This window comes from Spiroplasma endosymbiont of Melieria omissa, from assembly GCF_964031175.1.
Taxonomy (GTDB): domain Bacteria; phylum Bacillota_I; class Bacilli_A; order Mycoplasmatales; family VBWQ01; genus Spiroplasma_E; species Spiroplasma_E ixodetis_A.
In genome coordinates, this window is record NZ_OZ035012.1 from 231,517 (window position 1) to 253,961 (window position 22,445).

Sequence of the window (22,445 nt, forward strand, 5' to 3'; positions counted from 1 at the left end):
CTATAATTATGGCCAATATTAATTCATATACCGATGAATTTAAAAAACAAATAGTAGCTTTATATCAAAGCGGCAAATCAGTATCTTACCTTGCTAAAGAATATAATGTTACAAGAGCAGCTACTTATAATTGAATTAAGCAATTTACTAATTCAGGTAGTTTTAAAGCTAAAGATAATCGTTCTGTTGAAGAAAATGAATTAATTAAATTAAGAAAAGAATTAAAACAATTACGAATGGAAAATGATATTTTAAAGCAAGCAGCACTAATAATAGGCAGAAAATAGAAATTATTACAAACAATAAGTTTAAATATAAAATTCGCACAATGTGTCATTTTTTAAAAATTTCTAAATCAACATATTATTTTAATTTAAAGAAAAAAGAAAATAAAATTCAAAATAATATTTATGATGAAGCTATTATTAGTGCTTTTAAAGAAAATAAATGTGTTTATGGAACAAGAAGATTAAAAGTAATATTAGAAAACCAAGAAATTTATTTATCAAGACGAAAAATTAAAGAAATTATGAATAAGCATAATTTAATATCAAAATACACTAAATTATCATTCAAAAATCATAATAACAAAGTAAATGATGAAAAAATCACTAATCTTGTGAATAGAAACTTTAATAATAGGCTTAAAAATGAAGTTATTGTCAGTGATTTAACTTATCTTCAAGTTAATGGTAAATGAAACTATATTTGCTTATTAATTGACCTATTTAACCGCGAAATTATTGGACATAGTTTGTAGGTACTAGAAAAGATGCCTTATTAGTACATCAAGCATTTATGCAATCAAATCGCTGTTTAAAAGATATTCAAATATTTCATAGTGATTGTGGTAATGAATTTAATAATAAAATTATTGATAAACTTTTACTAGCATTCAATATTACTCGCTCTTTAAGCAAAAAAGGTTGTCCTTATGACAATGCTGTTGCTGAAGCAACTTTTAAAACTTTCAAAACTGAATTTATTAATGATAAAAATTTTAGATCATTAATCCAATTAAAATTAGAATTATTTGATTACATCAATTGATACAACAACATAAGAATCCACAGCACTTTAAACTACTTAACTCCAGTTAATTATCAAAAACAAATGTCTACCAAAAAATAGTCCTAAAAAGTGTTGCCATTCCAAAATCTAAAAAATACCACTGGTGGAAGGCCATATAAAATGTCAATAGAAGATAGACTAGTAATGACTTTAAGATATTTATATGAAAATCGTACATATCATAGTATTGGTGCTGAGTATGATATGGTTGATACTACTGCTTTACGAAATATTCGTTCAATTGAAGACATTTTAATAAATAATAATAAGTTTAATAATTTAACAAATAAAAATATTTTTTTAAAAAGAAGAATTCAAAAATAAAATTTTGATAATTGATGTAACAGAAGTAGAAACAGAACGACCAAAATATAATCAAAAAGATTGATTTTCTGGCAAAAAATGAATGCATACTGTTAAGTTTCAAACCATAATTAATGCACATACTAATGAAATTTTAAATATTTTTCCTGATACTGGTAAAAATCATGATTTTAAAACTTTTAAAAATTCAAAGTTAGAATTTTTGTCAGAAACTGTAATTCTTGCAGATAAAGGTTATCAAGGTTTACAAAAAATTCATAGTAATACATTTTTACCCATTAAAACTAGTAAAAATAATCCTAAAACAAGTAAAATTAAAATTTTTAATAAGATTATTAATAAAACTCGCAGAAAAATTGAACATGTTTTTGCATTTTTAAAATGTTTTAAAATTATTGGTTATAAATTTAGAAAAGGTAGAAAACGAATATTTTTAAGATTTAATTTAATTGCAGGATTTTATAATTTATCATTAAAACTTAAAAACGTTATGCAGTAAGTCTATTAAATTATCATTCAAAAATCATAATAACAAAGTAAATGATGAAAAAATCACTAATCTTGTGAATAGAAACTTTAATAATAGGCTTAAAAATGAAGTTATTGTCAGTGATTTAACTTATCTTCAAGTTAATGGTAAATGAAACTATATTTGCTTATTAATTGACCTATTTAACCGCGAAATTATTGGACATAGTGTAGGTACTAGAAAAGATGCCTTATTAGTACATCAAGCATTTATGCAATCAAATCGCTGTTTAAAAGATATTCAAATATTTCATAGTGATTGTGGTAATGAATTTAATAATAAAATTATTGATAAACTTTTACTAGCATTCAATATTACTCGCTCTTTAAGCAAAAAAAGGTTGTCCTTATGACAATGCTGTTGCTGAAGCAACTTTTAAAACTTTCAAAACTGAATTTATTAATGATAAAAATTTTAGATCATTAATCCAATTAAAATTAGAATTATTTGATTACATCAATTGATACAACAACATAAGAATCCACAGCACTTTAAACTACTTAACTCCAGTTAATTATCAAAAACAAATGTCTACCAAAAAATAGTCCTAAAAAGTGTTGCCATTCCATTCTAATATACAATCTTCTATGGACACAAGAATCCATCATTCAATTTTTATGTAACCTGAATTGTAAATATATAGCTAACTAAAGTAATGTTTACTCATATCTTCAAAAACAAAATCAATCGCTTTTTTAATATTTGGTCAATAATTTGGTAATATTTTTCTTATATTATGTTTTATAGCAAATCAAAAATGTTCAATTGGATTTAAATTAGGAGAATATGGCGGAAGAAATAATAGTTTGCATCCAGCATTTTCAATTAATTGTTGTGTTAATTTAGATTTATGAAACGTTGCATTATCTAAAACTATAATTTGTCCACGCTTTAATACTGGAATTAGTTTATTTTTAACATATGATTCAAAAATTTTACTATTGCAATGTCCTTCAAATGCTCATAAGGCTTTTAATTTACCTTTATTTAGTGAACCAATTATACTCATTCTCTTTATTTTATATGCGGGTTTATTATCAAATAATCTTTTACCTTTTTCAGATCAACCATATTTATAAAATTCATTATCATCAATTCCAGATTCATCAATATATACTAAATCTTCATTCATTATTTTAGCTATTTCTTTTAAAAAATCTTCTTGTTTATTTTTATCTCTTTGTTCATATAGAAAAGTTTTTTTTATATGTATAATTTAGTTTTTTAAAATAGTTATAAACTGTTTCTTTAGTCATATTTCCAAATTTATCAATTACTTTTTGAACTGTAACATCTTTATTTTCTGCTAAATAATTTTTTAATTCATCTAAATCCTTTATTTTGTGGCTATGTCCTTTTTGATAATTCAAAATTGGTTTTATATGCCCAGTTTCTTTTTTTCTTTTTCTTCATAAAAATAAAGTCTTTCTAGTGATATTGAACACTTTACAAATTTCTTTAATTTTCATATTTTTACTTTCATAAGCTTCTATTACTTTTCTTCGTAAGTCTTCACTGTATGGTTTTGGCATAATTTAATCTTCCTAATCTATTTTAATTATTGCTGAATTGTACTTTTAAATTCAAAAACTGTTTAAATTACATATTATTATTTTACATTATTTATGAGTAAATATTACTTTAGTTAGCTATAAATGGGACATTTTTTTAAAATAATTGTATTAAATCTATTGGTCTTTTATAAGAGAGTGATTTTCTTGGTGTAGAATTAATTTGAAATGCTATTTGATTCAATGATTTTTGATTAAAATTAGATAAATCAATGGATTTTGGTAAATATCTTCTTAAAATACCATTATTATTTTCATTTAAACCCCTTTGACAAGGTTTACCAGGATCTGCAAAATAAATTTTGACATTACAAATTTTTTCGATTAATCTTCATTTACTAAATTCTTTGCCACGATCAAAAGTAATGGTTTTAACTGTTCCTTTTTGTAATTTTGAAATAAATTTTATTATATTTTTCATAATATTTTCTGATTTATTATTTTTAGTTGCTAAAGGAATTGTGGTTTTTGATCATATATCAGCCAAAGTAATAATAGAACTTTTATGATCTTTACCAATGATAGTATCACCTTCTAAATGACCAAATTCTTGTATATTTTTAATATTAGGAATGATTAAATTTCTTTCATGAATAGACTTACAATTATTAATTCTGCCCCTAGTTTCTTTTTGTTTGTGAGATTTATTTTTTCCTTTTCTCAACAATTTATTTTCATCAAAACCCATTCGATTTGTTTTAAACATGTTATATAAGGTTTTTGTTGAAATACTTTTTATTTTATTTTCCTTTAAAAAATTAGCAATTATATCAAGAGCATAATTTTTAGTAATTAACAAATTATTAATAGTATTAATTTCTATTAAATTTAAAATTATTAATTTTCTACCTGCATTTTGTTTATTTTTTTTAAATTGATTTAATATTTCTAATGGTAATAAGTTTTTATTTAATAATCTGCAAACTCTATGTACTGTTGATTTACTATAATCAACCATTTTTGCTATTTTACGAATCGAAAATCGATAACCTTTATATTCTTTTATTGCTATTATTGATTCAATAGTTAGATACTTATACATTGTGTTAATTCCTTTCTTTTCTTAATTATAGAATTAACACAATTTAATTTTTATATAAGTGTCCTTTTTAATTTTGCAATTCAGGTAATTTAAAGTTAATTTTGATCACTCTCCTAAAAGAGTGATTTTATTATTAATAATAATAGTTAATTTGATAGGTAAAAAATATATTTAATAAAATAATAGACTTACTGCATAACTAGTTAACTTTTCATTTTTTTGTTATTATTAAAATAAAATTTGAATAGTTAAGGATAAATTTTATGACATATTTTGAATTAAAAGATAAACCGGATCAATATTTTCGTAAAATAGTTGGTATTAATAAACTAGTTTTTAATGAAATTTTAAATATTTTATTAGATCATCAAAATCTAAAAAATACCACTGGTGGAAGGCCATATAAAATGTCAATAGAAGATAGACTAGTAATGACTTTAAGATATTTATATGAAAATCGTACATATCATAGTATTGGTGCTGAGTATGATATGGTTGATACTACTGCTTTACGAAATATTCGTTCAATTGAAGACATTTTAATAAATAATAATAAGTTTAATAATTTAACAAATAAAAATATTTTTTTAAAAAGAAGAATTCAAAAATAAAATTTTGATAATTGATGTAACAGAAGTAGAAACAGAACGACCAAAATATAATCAAAAAGATTGATTTTCTGGCAAAAAATGAATGCATACTGTTAAGTTTCAAACCATAATTAATGCACATACTAATGAAATTTTAAATATTTTTCCTGATACTGGTAAAAATCATGATTTTAAAACTTTTAAAAATTCAAAGTTAGAATTTTTGTCAGAAACTGTAATTCTTGCAGATAAAGGTTATCAAGGTTTACAAAAAATTCATAGTAATACATTTTTACCCATTAAAACTAGTAAAAATAATCCTAAAACAAGTAAAATTAAAATTTTTAATAAGATTATTAATAAAACTCGCAGAAAAATTGAACATGTTTTTGCATTTTTAAAATGTTTTAAAATTATTGGTTATAAATTTAGAAAAGGTAAAAAACGAATATTTTTAAGATTTAATTTAATTGCAGGATTTTATAATTTATCATTAAAACTTAAAAACGTTATGCAGTAAGTCTAATAATTAAAGCTTAATTTAAAAAAGTAAATATGACAAAATTAAAACTAGTATTAATTTTTTTCAATTTATTAGTTTTAACATTATAAAAATAGTAAAATATAAAAGATATAGTATAATAAAAATTATTTATTTAATCTTTTGTAAATTTTTCTTGATTTTAATATATATATATCATATAATATACAAACTAGAATAAGCCAAAGACAGCAACGGACTTTTGTCTTAATTATGTTGCTCAGGTAATTTCCATCATTATATATGCATGTGATTTACTCGGTTTTGCTCCGAGTTTTATTTACTACTTATTGCTAGTTATTTCAGAATAATAAGGAGGTGTACTTATGCGCCCAGCAATGGTTGAAAAACAAAAAACTATTGATTTAATTGCTAAGCAAATTAATGATTCAAAAACAACAATTGTTGTACAATATCAAGGTATGAATGTTGAAGAAATTAGTTCTTTACGTAAGGAATTAAGAGTTAAAGGTGCAACATTCACTATTTATAAGAATAATTTAGTTGCTCGTGCTTTAAAAAAAGAATATTCATCGCTTGAAAATAGTTTAGTTGGCCCAAATGGTTTTATCTTTGGATTTGAAAACGACTTAGAAACAGCTAAAATAGTTTCTAATTATGCTAAAATTAATAAATTATTAGTATTAAGAGGTGGCATTTTTGAAGGGAAAGTTATTGACCAAAGTGAGTTACAAAAAATAGCTTCATTACCATCAAAATTAGAATTAATTTCAATGTTAGCTTCTTGTTTACAAGCGCCAGTTCGCAATTTGGCTTTAGCAATTAAAGCAGTAGCCCAACAAAAAGAAAACGCATAATTAACACTTATTAAATAAAAAAATATATGGAGGAAAAAATAATGGAAAATATTACAAATAAACAAATTATTGAACATGTTAAAACAATGACAGCAGTTCAATTAAAAGAATTAGTTGAATTAATTGAAACAACTTTTGGAGTAACTGCAGCAGTTGCTTCTGCACCAGCAGCAGCTAAAGAAGAAGCAACAAAACGATCAACAGTTTCTGTAATCTTAAAAGAAGTAGGAGACAAAAAAGTTGATGTTATTAAAGCAGTTAAAGCAATTGTTGGTGGTACAATGTCTTTAATGGACGCTAAAAAAATGGTTGATGCAGTAGCAACAGGACCACAAAAGATTTTAGAAAATATTGATACAGCAAAAGCAACAGAACACGAAGCAACGTTAAAAGCCGTTGGTGCTATTGTTGAAGTTAAGTAGTTCAAATATTAAAAATTTATATGAAAACCAGTTTTAATTAATACTGGTTTTCTGTTTGTTATTTAACTAAAAATTATCAACTTAAAACTTAATATTTTATCAAACTAATTAGTAAATTAATACTAATTAACTGAAATCAAATTATTTGATTTTAATAAATTTTTAAAATTGGAGATGAACCAATGTCATATACTACAAAACAATTTGGTCATTATGCTAAAAGACGTGACTATACTAAAGTATCAGGAAATTTAGATCTTCCTGATTTAATTTCAATTCAACGTGATACTTATAAATGATTTATTGATACAGGAATACAAGAAGTATTTAATGAAATATTTCCGGTAACTGATAATGATAATCGTATTATTTTATCATTGATTGATTGAGAATTTCGTAAACCAAGAAGAACATTAAAAGAAGCAAAAGATGAGTCAAAAACTTATGAAGCACCAATCTATACAAAATTATCTTTATCAATTCATGAAAATAATCGTCATTTAACTATTGCTGCTAAAGATAATATTTTAGATTATTTAATGCGTTGAATTAAAGACCAATTTGGTATTAAAAACATTAATGAACCAAAAGTTAGCGATAATATATATTATTTTGAAGAAAAAAATGTTCATGCTAATAGTGAATTTTCAACTATTGAAGTTACTATTAAAAGTAGAGAAGAAGATGTTTTAATTGTTGATTATACATTAACTCGTGAAGGAGATGTATTTTTAGGTGATTTTCCATTAATGACACAAAAAGGAACATTTATTATTAATGGAAGTGAAAAGGTTGTTGTTTCACAATTAGTTCGTTCACCAGGTGCATATTTTAAAATTGAAATTGATCCAAAAACCGGATTATATAAATTTTTAGGTGATTTAATTCCATCACGTGGAACTTGACTAGAATTTGAAACTGATTCTAAACGTAATAAATTAGTTCGTAATAAAAATGCAATTAAAGATATTATTCAAGTTAAAATTGAAAAATCACGTAAAATTGCAGTAACCACTTTACTTACTGCCTTAGGATTAACTAAAGATGATGTTATTAATATCATTGGTAAAGATGATGTTTTATTAAATACTTATGAACATGATGAACATCAAAATTGACCAGCAGCAGTACAAGAAATTTATAAAAAAATTAAAGCCGGAGAAACTGCCAGTGTTGATGGTGCTGGAAAATTTTTAACTGGATTATTATTTGATTCAAAAAAATATGATTTAACAAAAGCAGGAAGATATAAGCTAATTCAAAAATTAGCTATTACAGATCGTGTTTTAAATTACACTCTAGCTGAAGATATTAAAGATATTAGAGGTAATGTTGTTTTATCCAAAAAAACAGTAATTGGTAAATCACAATTAGAAATTCTAAAAACAGTATTAGAAGAAGGAGCATGTTTAGTACCTTTAAAAACATCAATCAGTGATAGTGAACCAAAACATTATGTGCAGTTAATTAAAGTTTATAATGATAAAGAAAGATTAAATGAAGTTATTAATGTCGTTGGAATTAATCCTAAATGTAAAGAAGTAATTATTACTATTGCTGATATTTTAGCAACCCTTTCTTATATTTTAAATTTTGTTCATGGTATTGGTAATGCTGATGATATTGATCACTTAGCAAATCGTCGTATTCGTACAATTGGTGAATTACTACAAAACCAATTTCGTATCGGAATGGGACGTATTGAAAAAAACGTTAAAGAAAAAATGTCAACTACTGATAGTGATAAAATGAAACCAGCAAATATTACAAATAATAAACCATTAACAGCTGTTATTGGTGAGTTTTTTAACTTATCACAATTATCACAATTTATGGATCAAACTAATCCATTAGCAGAATTGGCTAATAAAAGACGTTTAACTGCTTTAGGACCTGGTGGATTATCACGTGATCGTGCTAGTTTAGAAGTTCGTGATGTTCACTATTCTCACTATGGAAGAATTTGTCCAATTGAAACTCCTGAAGGACCTAATATTGGTTTAATCAATAATTTAGCCACTTATGCTCGTATTAATGAATACGGTTTTATTGAAACACCTTACCGTCAAGTAATTGCAGGTAAAATTACTAATGAAATTAAATATTTAACTGCCGGTGAAGAAAAGAATTATATCATTGCACAAGCTAATATTGAATTAGATACTAATAATGTTATTAAAAATAATAATGTTATTGCTCGTAGTAATGGTCAAAATATTATTGTTGGACCAAACGAAGTTGAATATATTGATGTTTCACCAAAACAAATTGTGTCAATAGCTACAAGTTGTATTCCCTTTTTAGAAAATGATGATGCTAACCGTGCTTTAATGGGAGCTAATATGCAACGTCAAGCAATTCCATTATTAAAACCCCAAACACCAATTGTTGGTACGGGTGTTGAGTATGCTGTTGCTCGTGACTCAGGATTAGCTATTGTTGCTAATTTACCGGGAGTTGTACAATATGTTGATTCTCATGAAATTATTATTAAATCAGAAGATGAAATAACAACTTATGAGTTAAGTCGTTTTGAACGTAGTAATCAAGGAACAGCAGTAACTCATGTGCCATTAGTAAAAGTTGGTGATAAAGTTGAAGTTAATCAAATTTTAGCAGATGGACCTTCGATGAAAGATGGCGAACTTGCATTAGGACAAAATGTAATTATTGCTTTCATGACTTGACATGGTTATAACTATGAAGATGCTATTATTATTAGTGAACGTTTAGTAAAAGATGATGTTTATACTTCAATGCATATTGAAGAATATAATTTAGAATGTCGAAAAACAAAACAAGGTAAAGAAGAAATTACACGTGAAATCCCTAATACTTCTGAACAATCAAGACGTTATCTTGATGATGAAGGAATTGTTTTAATTGGAACTGAAGTTAAAGAAGGAGATATTCTTGTTGGTAAAGTTACACCAAAAGGTCAAACACAATCAACTGCTGAAGAAAAATTATTAGCAGCTATTTTTGGTGAAAAATCACGTAATGTTAAAGATAATTCATTACGAGTACCTAATGGTGGTGCTGGAATTGTTCAAGGTATTAAACGTTATAAACGTGAAGATGGTTTTGACTTACCTTCAGAAGTAGAAGAAGTAGTTAAAGTATTTATTGTACAAAAACGTAAAATCCGAGAAGGAGATAAAATGGCTGGAAGACACGGAAATAAAGGTGTTATTTCTAAAGTCTTACCAATTGAAGATATGCCTTTCCTAGAAGATGGAACACCGGTTGATATTATGTTAAATCCATTAGGAGTACCATCACGGATGAATATTGGACAAATTCTTGAATTACACTTAGGAATGGCTGCTAAAACTTTAGGAATTAAAGTAGCAACCCCTGTTTTTGATGGTGCAAAAAATCAAGACTTGTTAGATATTATGAAAGAAGCAAAATATAATGATTTTGATAAATTAACATTATATGATGGTTTAACTGGTGAAAAGTTTGCCAAGAAAATTTCTGTTGGTGTTATGTATATGCTAAAACTATCACATATGGTAGATGATAAATTACATGCTCGTAATGTGGGTCCATATTCATTAATTACTCAACAACCATTAGGTGGTAAGGCACAAAATGGTGGACAAAGATTTGGAGAAATGGAAGTTTGAGCATTAGAAGCTTATGGTGCTGCTCATACTTTACAAGAAATCCTAACTATTAAATCTGATGATATTAAAGGTAGAATTAAAACTTATGAAGCGATTCTACGTAATAAACAGATTCCAACGCCAGGTATCCCTGAATCATTTAATGTTTTAACAAAAGAACTACAAGGTTTAGGAATAAATATTGTGTTAATTGACGAAAAAGGTCAAGAACAAAAAGTGGTAACTTACGATGAAGAAGTCGAAAGTTATCTTGAGGATTAGAAAAGGAGTAATAAATATATGCAAATGCAAAAAAATTCAAAACATTATACTGCCCTTAAAATTTCTCTTGCTTCTCCCGATCAAATTCGCTCATGATCACATGGAGAAATTACAAAGCCAGAAACAATTAATTATAAGTCATTAAAACCTGAAAAAGATGGATTATTTGATGCACGAATATTTGGACCAACTAAAAATTATGAATGTACTTGTGGTAAATATAAGAAAATAAAAAATAAAGGTAAAGTTTGTGAACGTTGTTTAGTAGAAATTACTGAAGCAATTGTTCGACGTGAACGTTTAGGACACATTGAGTTAGAAGAGCCAGTAACTCATATTTGAATGTTAAAGGCTTCTCCTTCAAGAATTGCGTTAGCATTAGATATGAAAGCTAAAGACTTAGAAGAAGTAGCATATTTTGTTTCTTATATTGTTTTAGATCCAGGGACCGCTAAAGGTTTAAAACAAAAAATGATTATGGATTTAGGTAATGCTAAATCTTCAACTGATACTCGTAATCGTTTACGTAAAGTATTTGCACAAATTTTAGAACAATTAGAACCTTCTTCTTTTGCTTATACTCGTGCTCAAATGTTAACTGATACTTTAGCAGATACTTCACGTCCATTTTCAATGGATGAATGTGCTCAATTTATTACTAAACATACTGGAACAAAATTTGGAATTGGTGCTTCAGCTATTGAGTATTTATTAAAAAATATTAATTTAGAAAAAGAATTTCTTGCCATTAAAAAACAATTGACAAACAAGAAATCACAAACTGATCGTAGAAAACTAGAACGTCGTTTAGATGTTATTGATTCATTTGCTAAATCAGGAAATAAACCAGAATGAATGGTATTACACGCTATTCCGGTGATTCCACCTGATATTCGTCCAATTATTCAGTTAGATGGTGGTCGTTTTACAACATCAGAAATTAATGATTTATATCGAAGAATTATTATTCGTAATGAACGCTTAAAAAAAGTAAAACAAATGGGAGCACCAATCTTAATTATTAATAATGAAAAAAGAATGTTGCAAGAATCAGTTGATGCTTTATTTGATAATGAACGTAAAGCACGTCCAGTAACAGGAAGAGATAAACGTCCATTAAAATCTTTAACTTCAACATTAAAAGGAAAACAAGGACGTTTCCGTCAAAACTTATTAGGTAAGCGTGTTGATTATTCAGGTCGAAGTGTTATTGCTGTTGGTCCGGAATTAAAAATGTATCAATGTGGTATTCCTCGTGATATGGCAATTATTTTGTTCAAACCTTTTGTTGTGCAAAGATTAGTTCATCAAGAATTAGCTTTAAATATTAAAATTGCTGAAAAATTAATTGAAATCCAAGATGAACGAATTTGAGATGTTTTAGAAGAAGTAATTAAAGATCGTCCTGTTTTATTAAACCGTGCCCCAACTTTACACCGTTTAGGAATTCAAGCATTTGAACCAATTCTAGTTAAAGGGAAAGCTATTCGTTTACATCCACTAGTAACTCCTGCTTTTAATGCTGACTTTGATGGTGACCAAATGGCTGTTCACGTGCCAATTACTCAAGAAGCAGTAGCTGAAGCAAGAAGTTTAATGTTAGGTTCAAAAAATATTTTAAGTCCTAAAGATGGTAAACCAATTGTTACGCCAACTCAAGATATGGTTCTTGGTAATTATTATTTAACTATTGAAAAATTAGATGAATTAGGTCAAGGTTCAATTTTTAAAGATGTTAATGAAGCAATTAAAGCTTATGATACAAAACAAGTTTCATTACATGCTATTATTGGAATTCGTGTTGCTAGTTTAGGTGCAAGTAAATTTGCTGCTACCGATCAAAACAAATTTTTAATTACTACTATTGGTAAGATTATTTTTAATCAAATGTTTTCAGAAAGAATGCCATTTATTAATCGCCCAAATATTATTAATTTAACTGAAACTCATAATGAAGATTTAGTTGCAACTGATGTTGATTTTCGTGAATTTATTAAAAAAAGAGTTATTGTTGAACCATTTAAGAAAAAAGCTTTAGCAGATATTATTCATAAATATTTTAAAACTTTTGGAACTCAATTAACTGCACAAATGTTAGATAAAATGAAAAATCTTGGTTTTAAATTTTCAACAATTTCAGGAACAACAATTTCTGCAGGCGATGTTGTATCTTATTCAGGTAAAACAAGATTATTTAAAGAAGCAGATGAATATGTTAAAACAATTAACAAGTTTTATAAACAAGGTATGTTAACTAATCGTGAGCGTCATTACCATATTATTAATAAATGAAGTGGTATTAAAAATAATATTCAAGTTGAACTAGAAACAGTTTTAAGAAAAGATATTGAAAATCCAATCTTTATGATGTGAGATTCAGGTGCTAGAACTAATATTAGTAACTTTACTCAATTAGTAGGGATGCGTGGTTTAATGAATAATCCAAAAGGAGAAGTTATTGAATTACCAATTAAATCTTCATTCCGTGAAGGATTAAATGTTTCAGAGTTCTTTATTTCTACCCATGGTGCTCGTAAAGGAATGGCAGATATGGCGCTTAAAACTTCTGACTCAGGTTATTTAACAAGAAGACTAGTTGACGTTTCACAAGATATTATTGTTACTGAAGAAGATTGTAATACCGGTAATGGCTTTATAATTAGTGACGTTGTTGACCAAAAACGTAATAATATTATTGTGCCCTTACGTGACCGTTTATTTGGACGTTTTGTTCAAGGTGATGTTGTTGATAGTAAAAATAATGTAATTGTTGCAAATAATGAATTAATTACTGAAAAATTAGTAGAAACAATATTAGAGGCAAAAATTACGAAAATAAATATTCGTTCAGTTTTAACTTGTGAAGCAAGTTATGGTGTTTGTCAAAAATGTTATGGTATTAATTTAACAACAGGTTCTATTGTTGCTATTGGTGAAGCAGTTGGAATTATTGCAGCGCAATCAATTGGTGAACCAGGAACTCAACTAACTATGAGAACTTTCCATACTGGAGGAGTTGCTGGTAGTAGTGATATTACCCAAGGATTACCAAGAATTAAAGAATTATTAGATATTACTAATCCCAAAGGTGCTGTTGCTATTATTAGTGAGTTTGATGGTAAAGTAACAGATATTCGTGAAGAGCAAGGAATTTATACAATTACTGTAAAGTCAAAACTTGACTATAAAGAATACAAAACTCAATATAATGCGCAGGTAAGAATTAAAATTGGTGATAATGTTAAGATTGGCCAAAAACTAACTGAAGGTGCAATTAATATTACACAATTACTAGAAGTAGCAGGAATCATTGAAGTTCAACAATATATTTTAAAAGAAGTACAACGTGTTTATCGTTTACAAGGAATTGAAATTTCTGATAAGTATATTGAAATTATTGTAAAACAAATGTTGAATCGTATTTTTGTAGTTGAAGGTAATGATTCACCATTATTGCCTGGAGCGATTGTTGATATCAAAGAATTTAAGAATGTTAATGCCAAAATTATTGTTGCTGGTAAAAAACCTGCTTTTGGTCATCCAATTATTTTAGGGATTAAAAAAGCACCATTAGAGTCAGAATCATTCTTGGCTGCTGCTTCTTTCCAAGATACAACAAGAGTATTAACTAATGCTGTTATTAAGTCAAAACAAGATAATTTACGTGGTTTAAAGGAAAATGTTATTTTAGGAAACTTGATACCGGCCGGTACTGGTTTAATGCCAACTGAGAAGTTAATAGGTATGGGTAATTCTTCATTTGAAGAAGAATACTAAATTAAAATAAAAAGTGAGAATAAAATTCTCACTTTTTAAATATTTATATTTTATTTTACTAGTTGTATGTTTTAAAGATAGGATAAATATATTTCTGGACATTCTTGTGTATAATTAATTTTACTAGAATTTATAAATTTTTTTATTTTTTTATTAAACTCTTGCATTGTTTTTTCAGATTTTTCTTTTGCTTCACATTCTTCTGAATTATTTTTTTTATGGAGATGTATTCTTTTAAAATTTTCGTCTTTCAGTATACTTGTTTCTTGTAGTTCACTATCAATTCCACTATCTTTACTATTATGTTTTAAAGATAATTTTCTTAAAAGATTACTTTTATTATCATCTTTAGTAAAGTTCGTTGTAGTTTCTTGTAGTAATTGATTGTTAATTTTACTATCTTGAATTGAAGTTAATATTGTATTATTTATTTTTTCCTCTGATTTAGAAGGTGCTACAATATTACTATCTTTTTCATTAAAAACAGTATCTTTATTATTATCTTTTAAAACAGTTGGTTTTAAAAAACTAGGGCTGATAACATTTTGATAAAACATTTCTTCTTTTTTATGATTAGATTGAACTTTATCAAGTAAATTTTTAAGAATTATTATATTTGAAAAGATTTCATCATAAGTAGCAATAATTGCATGTTTATTTATTACGGCTTCATATATTCTTTGACCAGCATTTTCTTGGGTGATTAAAGAAGAATAATCACAAGTATTATTAAAATTACAATTTGCTTTTGCTTTTTTAATAAAATCATCAGTTAAAAGTATTATAAAACTATTTATCTTCTTTCTTCTATTTAAACTTCCATATTTATTTAATGAAGCCTCAATTTCTCAGTCAATATGTTGTCTACATTTTGTATGTATTCCTAGAATAAGAATAGTAATAGTTGTATCTTTTAAATGATTTTGTCTAATAGTTTTAGCGATTTTTTGATTTGTTCATGTGGTATCAATATCTCCTATTTCTACAGACATGTCTTTTATATTTAAATAATTAGCATACTTTTTAATTAACTCTGCTAATTGGTTTTTTTCTTCTTGTTCTCTTAGATGATGATATGAAATAAAAATTTTTCTCACTGTTTAACTCCTTTTTTAACATTATTAAAAATTTAAATTTGTTTTTTACTTATATTTTATTTAAACATTTAATATTTTAATCTGTGTAGTTTAATAATTTTTTGATTTGTTCATTAGTTGCAGTTGAAAGTGAAAGTATTGAAATAAAATATAAGTATTTGTTTTCTATTAAATCTTTTCTAACTTTATCAATTTGTTTTCAAAAATCTTCGATTTCTTCTTTGCTTAAATTTTCATCATTAATGATGAAATTACCATTAGTATCTATTTTGTTAGTGATCTACTAGCAATTAAGATTGGTCTGATTTTTAAATTCATAACTTTTAAAATTTCATCTGTTACTAAGTTATTTTTATCAGAAGTTAATAATATTTGTTTACTTTCATCAAAAGTATTTTTAATACTTTTGATTGCTTCAGAAACTCTTCCTTCGGATTTATTTACTAATATTGAACTTGTCAAAATTATAAAAAAATTTCAGGCAATTTTTGTTGGTTTTTTATTAACTCCACTTTCTGATTTTAGGAATTTTTTAAATAAATTTATATCAACATCTCTAATAAATATTTCTTTAAAATATTTTCTTAATTTTATTTTTAATTCTTTTTTCGTTCCTATGATTTGACTAAAATCATTTGAAGAAAGTATTCTTTTAACTTTGTTTTTTTGTTTATAATTTAATAAAAATTTTATTAGTAAAAACATTAAAAGTAATATGAAAAAAATAAGTAAAGCAATACTTGAAATATAAGCTATTCAATTAAATATTTTAGTTGTAGTCAACAATTTGCTTTTCCTTAGTTTTATCCATAAAATGTTAAACATAATAGCATAAAAAATATATAACTTTTATATTTATAATTTAGGGTATTAGTTTAAAAAAATAAAAAAATTTAGTATTATAATTTTTTAATTAAATAGTTACTTGTTTTGTGTTAGAACCTGTTTAGAATCTTTTTTGATTAATTTTTAATAAAATTTATATTATAATGGTTATTTTATAATAAAAAATAGATTTTTAGTCGATAAGTTTTCAAATGATAAAATCTTTTTAATAAAACTGAAATAAAGGAAAGAACAACCATTTGTAAACTAGTATTTAGTTTTCTTTCACAATTTTTTCATAATCTTCTGTATTTTTCTAATCAAGCAAAGCTTCGTTCTACAATTCATCTTTTTGGTAATACTACAAAAGTATGTAGTTCATTGCGTTTTATAATTTCAACATTTGCATTTATGATTGTTTTGATTTCAGAAGCAAATTTTTCACCAGTATAACCAGCATCTACTATTATTTTTTGAACTGCAGAAAGATTTTCTTTTTCATTTTCAATCATTATTATAGCGCTATTACGATCTGTTTTTTCTGCTGTGGTTATGTAAATTGCATGTGGTAAACCTTGAGAATCAACAATAATATGACGCTTTATTCCTGAAATCTTTTTACCAGCATCATAACCTTTATTTTCAGTAGTATCTGTATTTTTAACACTTTGCGAATCAATTATACAAAAACTAGTTTGTTCTTTGCGATTATTGTTGATACGAACTTTTTTAACCAATTTTTTTTAAAATTAATTGCCATACACTAGCTTCTTTACCGTTATTTTTACTTCAAATTTGAAAATAATAATATACAGTTTGTCATTTTGGAAAATTTTTTGGTAGCATTCTTCATTGACAACCACTTTTTAATACATATAAAATTGCACAAAATACTTCATATAAATCTAAACTTCTTGGTTTTGTTTTCTTTTTGCTATTTTTTAAAATTGATTTTATGTTCTCAAATTGTTCTTTGGTGACATGACTTGGATAATTTTTATGCATAATATATACCTCTGATTTTAAAATATATAATCATTTTACATTATTTTCGAAAAGATTCTAAACAGGTTCTTAGTTATTAATTTTATTTTAGTTTCTTATTAATATTTGTTGAAAATTATTATGATATTAATAATATTCCATTTTAATTATATACATATATAATTTAAAAAATCTATTAAAAAGCAACATAATATAAGAATTTTTTTAAAAAAATTATTTTTATAATGTTTCTTTTTTATGTATTTTATACTGATCTGTGTAGTTTAATAATTTTTGATTTGTTCATTAGTTGCAGTTGAAAGTGAAAGTATTGAAATAAAATATAAGTATTTGTTTTCTATTAAATCTTTTCTAACTTTATCAATTTGTTTTCAAAAATCTTCGATTTCTTCTTTGCTTAAATTTTCATCATTAATGATGAAATTACCATTAGTATAGCTAACTAAAGTAATATTTACTCATAAATAATGTAAAATAATAATATGTAATTTAAACAGTTTTTGAATTTAAAAGTACAATTCAGCAATAATTAAAATAGATTAGGAAGATTAAATTATGCCAAAACCATACAGTGAAGACTTACGAAGAAAAGTAATAGAAGCTTATGAAAGTAAAAATATGAAAATTAAAGAAATTTGTAAAGTGTTCAATATCACTAGAAAGACTTTATTTTTATGAAGAAAAAGAAAAAAAGAAACTGGGCATATAAAACCAATTTTGAATTATCAAAAAGGACATAGCCACAAAATAAAGGATTTAGATGAATTAAAAAATTATTTAGCAGAAAATAAAGATGTTACAGTTCAAAAAGTAATTGATAAATTTGGAAATATGACTAAAGAAACAGTTTATAACTATTTTAAAAAACTAAATTATACATATAAAAAAAACTTTTCTATATGAACAAAGAGATAAAAATAAACAAGAAGATTTTTTAAAAGAAATAGCTAAAATAATGAATGAAGATTTAGTTAGCTATATCTATTTTTGTTAGTGATCTACTAGCAATTAAGATTGGTCTGATTTTTAAATTCATAACTTTTAAAATTACATCTGTTACTAAGTTATTTTTATCAGAAGTTAATAATATTTGTTTACTTTCATCAAAAGTATTTTTAATACTTTTGATTGCTTCAGAAACTCTTCCTTCGGATTTATTTACTAATATTGAACTTGTCAAAATTATAAAAAAATTTCAGGCAATTTTTGTTGGTTTTTTATTAACTCCATTTTCTGATTTTAGGAATTTTTTAAATAAATTTATATCAACATCTCTAATAAATATTTCTTTAAAATATTTTCTTAGTTTTATTTTTAATTCTTTTTTCGTTTCTATGATTTGACTAAAATCATTTGAAGAAAGTATTCTTTTAACTTTGTTTTTTTTGTTTATAATATAATAAAAATTTTATTAGTAAAAACATTAAAAGTAATATAAAAGAAATAAGTAAGCTAGAACCAGAAATAACACCTATTCAACTAAATACTTGATTTTGACTCAATTTAATTTTCCTTTCAAATAACATGAAATATGATATTGATATTTTATTTTAATTATACATAGACATAATAAAAATTAAATATTTATTAAGTGTATTTTACAAATTTTTGAATATGTATATAAAATAAATAATAAAATTAAAACTTAGATAAAAAAATATTTTTTGTTAAAATATAATTGATTTAATTTGATTTATGAAAGAGGTAATGATTATGAAACAATATTTAGATTTATGTCAATATGTTTTAGAAAAAGGATATAAAAAAGCTGATAGAACAGGCACTGGTACTGTTTCTACTTTTGGTTATCAAATGCGTTTTGATTTACAAAAAGGTTTTCCCATATTAACTACAAAAAAAGTTCATTTTGCTTCTATTGTTCATGAGTTATTATGATTTATTGCTGGTGATACTAATATTGAATATTTAGTTAAAAATAATGTTAGAATTTGAAATGAGTGACCTTATAAGAAATTTATGGAAAGTAAAAAATATCAAAATGAAACTTTAGAAGAATTTGTTGAAAAAATTAAAACTGATCATCAATTCGCTCTTGAATTTGGTGATTTAGGACCTGTTTATGGTAGACAATGACGTAATTTTAATGGTGTTGATCAGTTGCAGGAGTTAATAGAAAATTTAAAAAACAATCCTTTTTCACGAAGACACATTTTATCAGCATGAAATCCTGCAGAAATTAAAAATATGGCACTACCACCATGTCATACTTTAATTCAATTTTACGTTTCTGATGATAAAAAATTATCTTGTCAATTATATCAACGTAGTGCAGATATTTTTTTAGGAGTTCCTTTTAATATTGCTTCTTATGCATTATTAACAATAATGTTAGCACAAATATGTGGCTATCAGTTAGGAGAATTTATTCACACTTTAGGTGATTCTCATATTTATAGTAATCATTTTTCACAAATTAATGAACAATTAAGTAGAAAACCAAAATCATTACCAATTTTAGTTATTAATAAAAATATTACTAATTTATTTAATTTTAAATTTGAAGATTTTAAATTAGAACAATATGATCCATATCCGTTGATTAGAGGTCAGGTTGCAGTATAATGGTAATTTTAGTTTGAGCAATGACCAAAGAAAAGGTAATTGGTTTTAATAATAAATTGCCCTGAAAAATTAAAGAAGAAATGGAATATTTTCAGAGCATTACTTTAAATAAAAATGTATTAATGGGTTCAAAAACTTTTGAAAGTATTGGCAAACCATTAAAAAATCGTTACAATATAGTTGTTACTAATCATCAAGAACGTTATCAACAATTTCTAAATGATAATAATATTACTTTCACAAATGATATTATTTCATATTTAAAACAATATCAAGGTAATAAAAAAACAGATATTTGTATTATTGGTGGTGCTGAAATTTATAAGCAGGCATGAGATTATGCTGATTATTTATATGTTTCAGTCATTAAAAATTTATATAATGGTGATCTTTTATTTCCTATTAGTAATTTTTCTGATTTTAAATTAATCAAAACAACAGAATTTGCAGAATTTGTGGCGAATGTGTATCAAAGAAAGGAAAAAAAATAATAATGAACATTTGAAAAGCAATTTTAACTTGACCTTATTTATTACAAACTTATAGTAAATCAGGTTCAATGACAAGAAAGGTATTAAAAGACCCAAGTTTAGTTTCTGAAGCAAAACGATATATTTGATTGAAAAAACGTGTGCGTTATATTAAATGATTATATAATATTAAATTAACCGTTCATAACATTGAGAATTGACCAAAAAGAAAAGGTTGTGTAATGGTTGCCAATCATCAATCAAATTTTGATCCATTATTAGTATTATCGGTAAATGATTATAGTTTATATGCACCTTTAGGTTTTATTGCAAAAGAAGAATTAAAAAAAAGCCATTTGGCACGAAGATTTATTTTTTTAATTGATGTTTTATTTATTGATCGTAATAATCCACGAACAGCCGTTACGGCTTTTCAAGAAGCAAAGGAATTAATTAGAATTCCGCGTACAATGATGATTTTTCCAGAAGGAACAAGAAGTCATCAACAAGAAATGCAAGAATTTAAAGCAGGTGCTTTTAATATGGCATATCAATCTTATGTACCAATTATTCCTGTTACTATTATTAATTCTTATCAAATTTTTGAGCGAAAATATAAAGGCAAAAAAGATATTCATCTTATTTTTCATAAGCTAATTGAGCCAAGTGAATTTATTAAATTATCTACTGATGTATTATCAAAGCAAGTATTTAATATTATTAAAAAAGGAATTGATGATTTTAGCAATAATAAAATTTAAGTAGTAATAATAAAAGGTTGTTAATTAACAACCTTTTATGATGTTTAAGAGTCAATAATTAATTTCTGATGTGATTTTTGTTTTTTATAATTACGTAAATTTTTTACTGATGTAATTATTAGTGAAGAAGATGTATATCAAATTATTACGATAATTAATCATAGTAGGATATTAATAAATTGTTCTTTATTTAAGCCAAGACCATTTTGTAATAATAAGAATACACTTAAGTAAGCACAAATAACACCAATTGATCCACCTAGTGTGAAAGCAATTGCTGGTTTAATTTCATAGTTTTTATCTTTAATAAAACGTGTGCCAGCAACTGGCATTAAAAAAGCTGCAGATCCCATCATAATTGGAAAAGCACATTCAGCGTTAAAACCTAATAAATAAGTAGTTGCCATTGCTGGAGCATAAATACCAATGCCTAATGCCATGAAAGCACCAAGGATAAAGAATATACTAATACCAACCAAATATTTTCATCAAATATCAAGACTATTATTATTACCCGCTGTTGGCATAATTCCAATTTGTTTTTGACCTAAAAGCATGATAATTGAAACAATAAATAATAGAATACCAATAAATAGTTGTGATCAACTAAGTTTAATTTTATTTGCGATAATGGCGCCTAAATAGGCACCTAATGTTGCAGCAGAAATTAATGAAACTAGTGTTGGTCATGCTACTTGAATTAAAGCAATAAAAATAATTGCTTCTAAGCAAGTAGGAATACTATGACCAACATTCATAATTCCTAAAATTTTTTTATCATTACGTACTTGTTTTGTTAATTTTAATAAAATAATACTTACTGCAAATGAACCAATACCAATTGTGTCACAAAAATCAGCAATAAAACCAATTATTCCTAGTTTTCAAAATCGTTGTTTAAAATTATCTTCAAAATTATGGATATGTTCTTCATCAAATTGTGAATAACTATTTTTTATAAGATATCATGTAAAAATTGCTACTATTATTAACAAAATAGTAATAAAAATAATAGCAACAATTGAGGGTTTTCAAATATTTGTTAAAAATAAAGTAAGTAATAATACAAATAAAGAAATAGGAATTATTAATAAACTATAGTATATTGTTTTTTTATTCATAGTTA

Annotated in this window: 21 protein-coding genes and 2 pseudogenes; 15 read left to right on the plus strand and 8 right to left on the minus strand. The window is 25.1% G+C overall.

From position 1 onward, the window contains the following. The first annotated feature begins 8 nt into the window (after positions 1-8). The 5 genes and pseudogenes from ACQH26_RS01515 to ACQH26_RS01535 form a co-directional block, all read left to right on the plus strand. Positions 9-1,131, plus strand: a pseudogene (locus ACQH26_RS01515) (IS3 family transposase). Positions 1,132-1,140: 9 nt separating this feature from the next. Further along, positions 1,141-1,395 carry a transposase family protein gene (locus ACQH26_RS01520; protein ID WP_425382645.1) on the plus strand — a complete coding sequence of 85 codons (255 nt, stop codon included), beginning with the start codon at positions 1,141-1,143 and terminating at the stop codon, positions 1,393-1,395. Positions 1,396-1,399: 4 nt separating this feature from the next. Beyond that, positions 1,400-1,894 (plus strand): transposase family protein, encoded by a 495-nt coding sequence (locus ACQH26_RS01525; protein ID WP_425381872.1) that lies wholly within the window; start codon positions 1,400-1,402, stop codon positions 1,892-1,894. 64 nt (positions 1,895-1,958) lie between these two features. After that, the gene (locus ACQH26_RS01530) at positions 1,959-2,303 is read left to right on the plus strand and encodes a DDE-type integrase/transposase/recombinase (RefSeq protein ID WP_425382646.1); all 345 of its coding nucleotides are present in this window, start codon (positions 1,959-1,961) and stop codon (positions 2,301-2,303) included. A gap of 16 nt (positions 2,304-2,319) precedes the next feature. Further along, positions 2,320-2,469, plus strand: a pseudogene (locus ACQH26_RS01535) (IS3 family transposase); the annotation flags it as partial. A gap of 98 nt (positions 2,470-2,567) precedes the next feature. On the opposite strand, the gene ACQH26_RS01540 reads toward ACQH26_RS01535, so the two are convergent. The 3 genes from ACQH26_RS01540 to ACQH26_RS01550 all read right to left on the minus strand — a co-directional run bounded on the left by ACQH26_RS01540 (position 2,568) and on the right by ACQH26_RS01550 (position 4,537). Beyond that, positions 2,568-3,056 carry an IS630 family transposase gene (locus tag ACQH26_RS01540; RefSeq protein WP_425382141.1) on the minus strand — a complete coding sequence of 163 codons (489 nt, stop codon included), beginning with the start codon at positions 3,054-3,056 and terminating at the stop codon, positions 2,568-2,570. 40 nt (positions 3,057-3,096) lie between these two features. Further along, a complete protein-coding gene (locus tag ACQH26_RS01545) occupies positions 3,097-3,456 on the minus strand; it encodes a helix-turn-helix domain-containing protein (RefSeq protein WP_425381863.1) in 360 nt (119 codons plus the stop codon). A 136-nt stretch (positions 3,457-3,592) separates the two neighbouring features. Beyond that, the gene (locus tag ACQH26_RS01550) at positions 3,593-4,537 is read right to left on the minus strand and encodes an IS30 family transposase (protein ID WP_425381880.1); all 945 of its coding nucleotides are present in this window, start codon (positions 4,535-4,537) and stop codon (positions 3,593-3,595) included. A 263-nt stretch (positions 4,538-4,800) separates the two neighbouring features. Here ACQH26_RS01550 and ACQH26_RS01555 point away from each other — a divergent pair, with 263 nt between their 5' ends. The 6 genes from ACQH26_RS01555 to rpoC all read left to right on the plus strand — a co-directional run bounded on the left by ACQH26_RS01555 (position 4,801) and on the right by rpoC (position 14,578). Further along, positions 4,801-5,148: a transposase family protein gene (locus ACQH26_RS01555; protein ID WP_425381897.1), complete on the plus strand. Its 348-nt coding sequence runs from the start codon at positions 4,801-4,803 to the stop codon at positions 5,146-5,148. Positions 5,149-5,152: 4 nt separating this feature from the next. Beyond that, positions 5,153-5,647: a transposase family protein gene (locus ACQH26_RS01560; RefSeq protein WP_425382647.1), complete on the plus strand. Its 495-nt coding sequence runs from the start codon at positions 5,153-5,155 to the stop codon at positions 5,645-5,647. A 347-nt stretch (positions 5,648-5,994) separates the two neighbouring features. Next, positions 5,995-6,486, plus strand: a complete 492-nt coding sequence (gene rplJ / locus ACQH26_RS01565) for a 50S ribosomal protein L10 (protein ID WP_425382648.1) — start codon at positions 5,995-5,997, stop codon at positions 6,484-6,486. A 41-nt stretch (positions 6,487-6,527) separates the two neighbouring features. Beyond that, a complete protein-coding gene (rplL, locus tag ACQH26_RS01570; protein ID WP_425382649.1) occupies positions 6,528-6,908 on the plus strand; it encodes a 50S ribosomal protein L7/L12 in 381 nt (126 codons plus the stop codon). A 182-nt stretch (positions 6,909-7,090) separates the two neighbouring features. After that, positions 7,091-10,801, plus strand: coding sequence for a DNA-directed RNA polymerase subunit beta (locus ACQH26_RS01575; protein ID WP_425382650.1), 3,711 nt, complete (start codon positions 7,091-7,093; stop codon positions 10,799-10,801). A 24-nt stretch (positions 10,802-10,825) separates the two neighbouring features. Continuing rightward, positions 10,826-14,578 (plus strand): DNA-directed RNA polymerase subunit beta', encoded by a 3,753-nt coding sequence (gene rpoC, locus ACQH26_RS01580; RefSeq protein ID WP_425383061.1) that lies wholly within the window; start codon positions 10,826-10,828, stop codon positions 14,576-14,578. 71 nt (positions 14,579-14,649) lie between these two features. On the opposite strand, the gene ACQH26_RS01585 is transcribed toward rpoC, so the two are convergent. The 3 genes from ACQH26_RS01585 to ACQH26_RS01595 all read right to left on the minus strand — a co-directional run bounded on the left by ACQH26_RS01585 (position 14,650) and on the right by ACQH26_RS01595 (position 17,505). Further along, positions 14,650-15,675 carry a TIR domain-containing protein gene (locus ACQH26_RS01585; protein ID WP_425382651.1) on the minus strand — a complete coding sequence of 342 codons (1,026 nt, stop codon included), beginning with the start codon at positions 15,673-15,675 and terminating at the stop codon, positions 14,650-14,652. A 264-nt stretch (positions 15,676-15,939) separates the two neighbouring features. After that, the gene (locus tag ACQH26_RS01590; RefSeq protein ID WP_425382652.1) at positions 15,940-16,500 is read right to left on the minus strand and encodes a hypothetical protein; all 561 of its coding nucleotides are present in this window, start codon (positions 16,498-16,500) and stop codon (positions 15,940-15,942) included. Between the two features lie 173 nt (positions 16,501-16,673). Continuing rightward, positions 16,674-17,505, minus strand: a protein-coding gene (locus ACQH26_RS01595; RefSeq protein WP_425382380.1) for an IS5 family transposase whose coding sequence is annotated in 2 segments (ribosomal slippage) — positions 16,674-17,234 and positions 17,236-17,505 — 831 coding nt in all. Because the reading frame shifts where the segments join, the coding sequence is not laid out codon by codon here. 555 nt (positions 17,506-18,060) lie between these two features. Here ACQH26_RS01595 and ACQH26_RS01600 point away from each other — a divergent pair. Continuing rightward, complete coding sequence (locus ACQH26_RS01600) at positions 18,061-18,420, plus strand: helix-turn-helix domain-containing protein (protein ID WP_425381863.1); 360 nt, start codon at positions 18,061-18,063, stop codon at positions 18,418-18,420. Between the two features lie 52 nt (positions 18,421-18,472). Here ACQH26_RS01600 and ACQH26_RS01605 read toward each other — a convergent pair whose 3' ends face one another. Continuing rightward, positions 18,473-18,685, minus strand: coding sequence for a hypothetical protein (locus ACQH26_RS01605; protein ID WP_425382653.1), 213 nt, complete (start codon positions 18,683-18,685; stop codon positions 18,473-18,475). 533 nt (positions 18,686-19,218) lie between these two features. Between ACQH26_RS01605 and thyA the strand changes: the two genes are divergently transcribed. Genes thyA through ACQH26_RS01620 form a run of 3 tightly spaced genes read left to right on the plus strand, consistent with a single transcriptional unit; the run spans position 19,219 to position 21,319 of the window. Next, on the plus strand, positions 19,219-20,088 hold the full coding sequence (thyA, locus tag ACQH26_RS01610; RefSeq protein WP_425382654.1) for a thymidylate synthase: 870 nt from the start codon (positions 19,219-19,221) through the stop codon (positions 20,086-20,088). After that, the gene (locus ACQH26_RS01615) at positions 20,088-20,579 is read left to right on the plus strand and encodes a dihydrofolate reductase (RefSeq protein ID WP_425382655.1); all 492 of its coding nucleotides are present in this window, start codon (positions 20,088-20,090) and stop codon (positions 20,577-20,579) included. Before thyA ends, ACQH26_RS01615 begins: the two co-directional genes overlap by 1 nt. Positions 20,580-20,581: 2 nt before the next feature. Further along, complete coding sequence (locus ACQH26_RS01620; RefSeq protein ID WP_425382656.1) at positions 20,582-21,319, plus strand: lysophospholipid acyltransferase family protein; 738 nt, start codon at positions 20,582-20,584, stop codon at positions 21,317-21,319. Between the two features lie 44 nt (positions 21,320-21,363). On the opposite strand, the gene ACQH26_RS01625 is transcribed toward ACQH26_RS01620, so the two are convergent. Then, positions 21,364-22,440, minus strand: coding sequence for a TSUP family transporter (locus ACQH26_RS01625; protein WP_425382657.1), 1,077 nt, complete (start codon positions 22,438-22,440; stop codon positions 21,364-21,366). Positions 22,441-22,445: the final 5 nt, after the last annotated feature.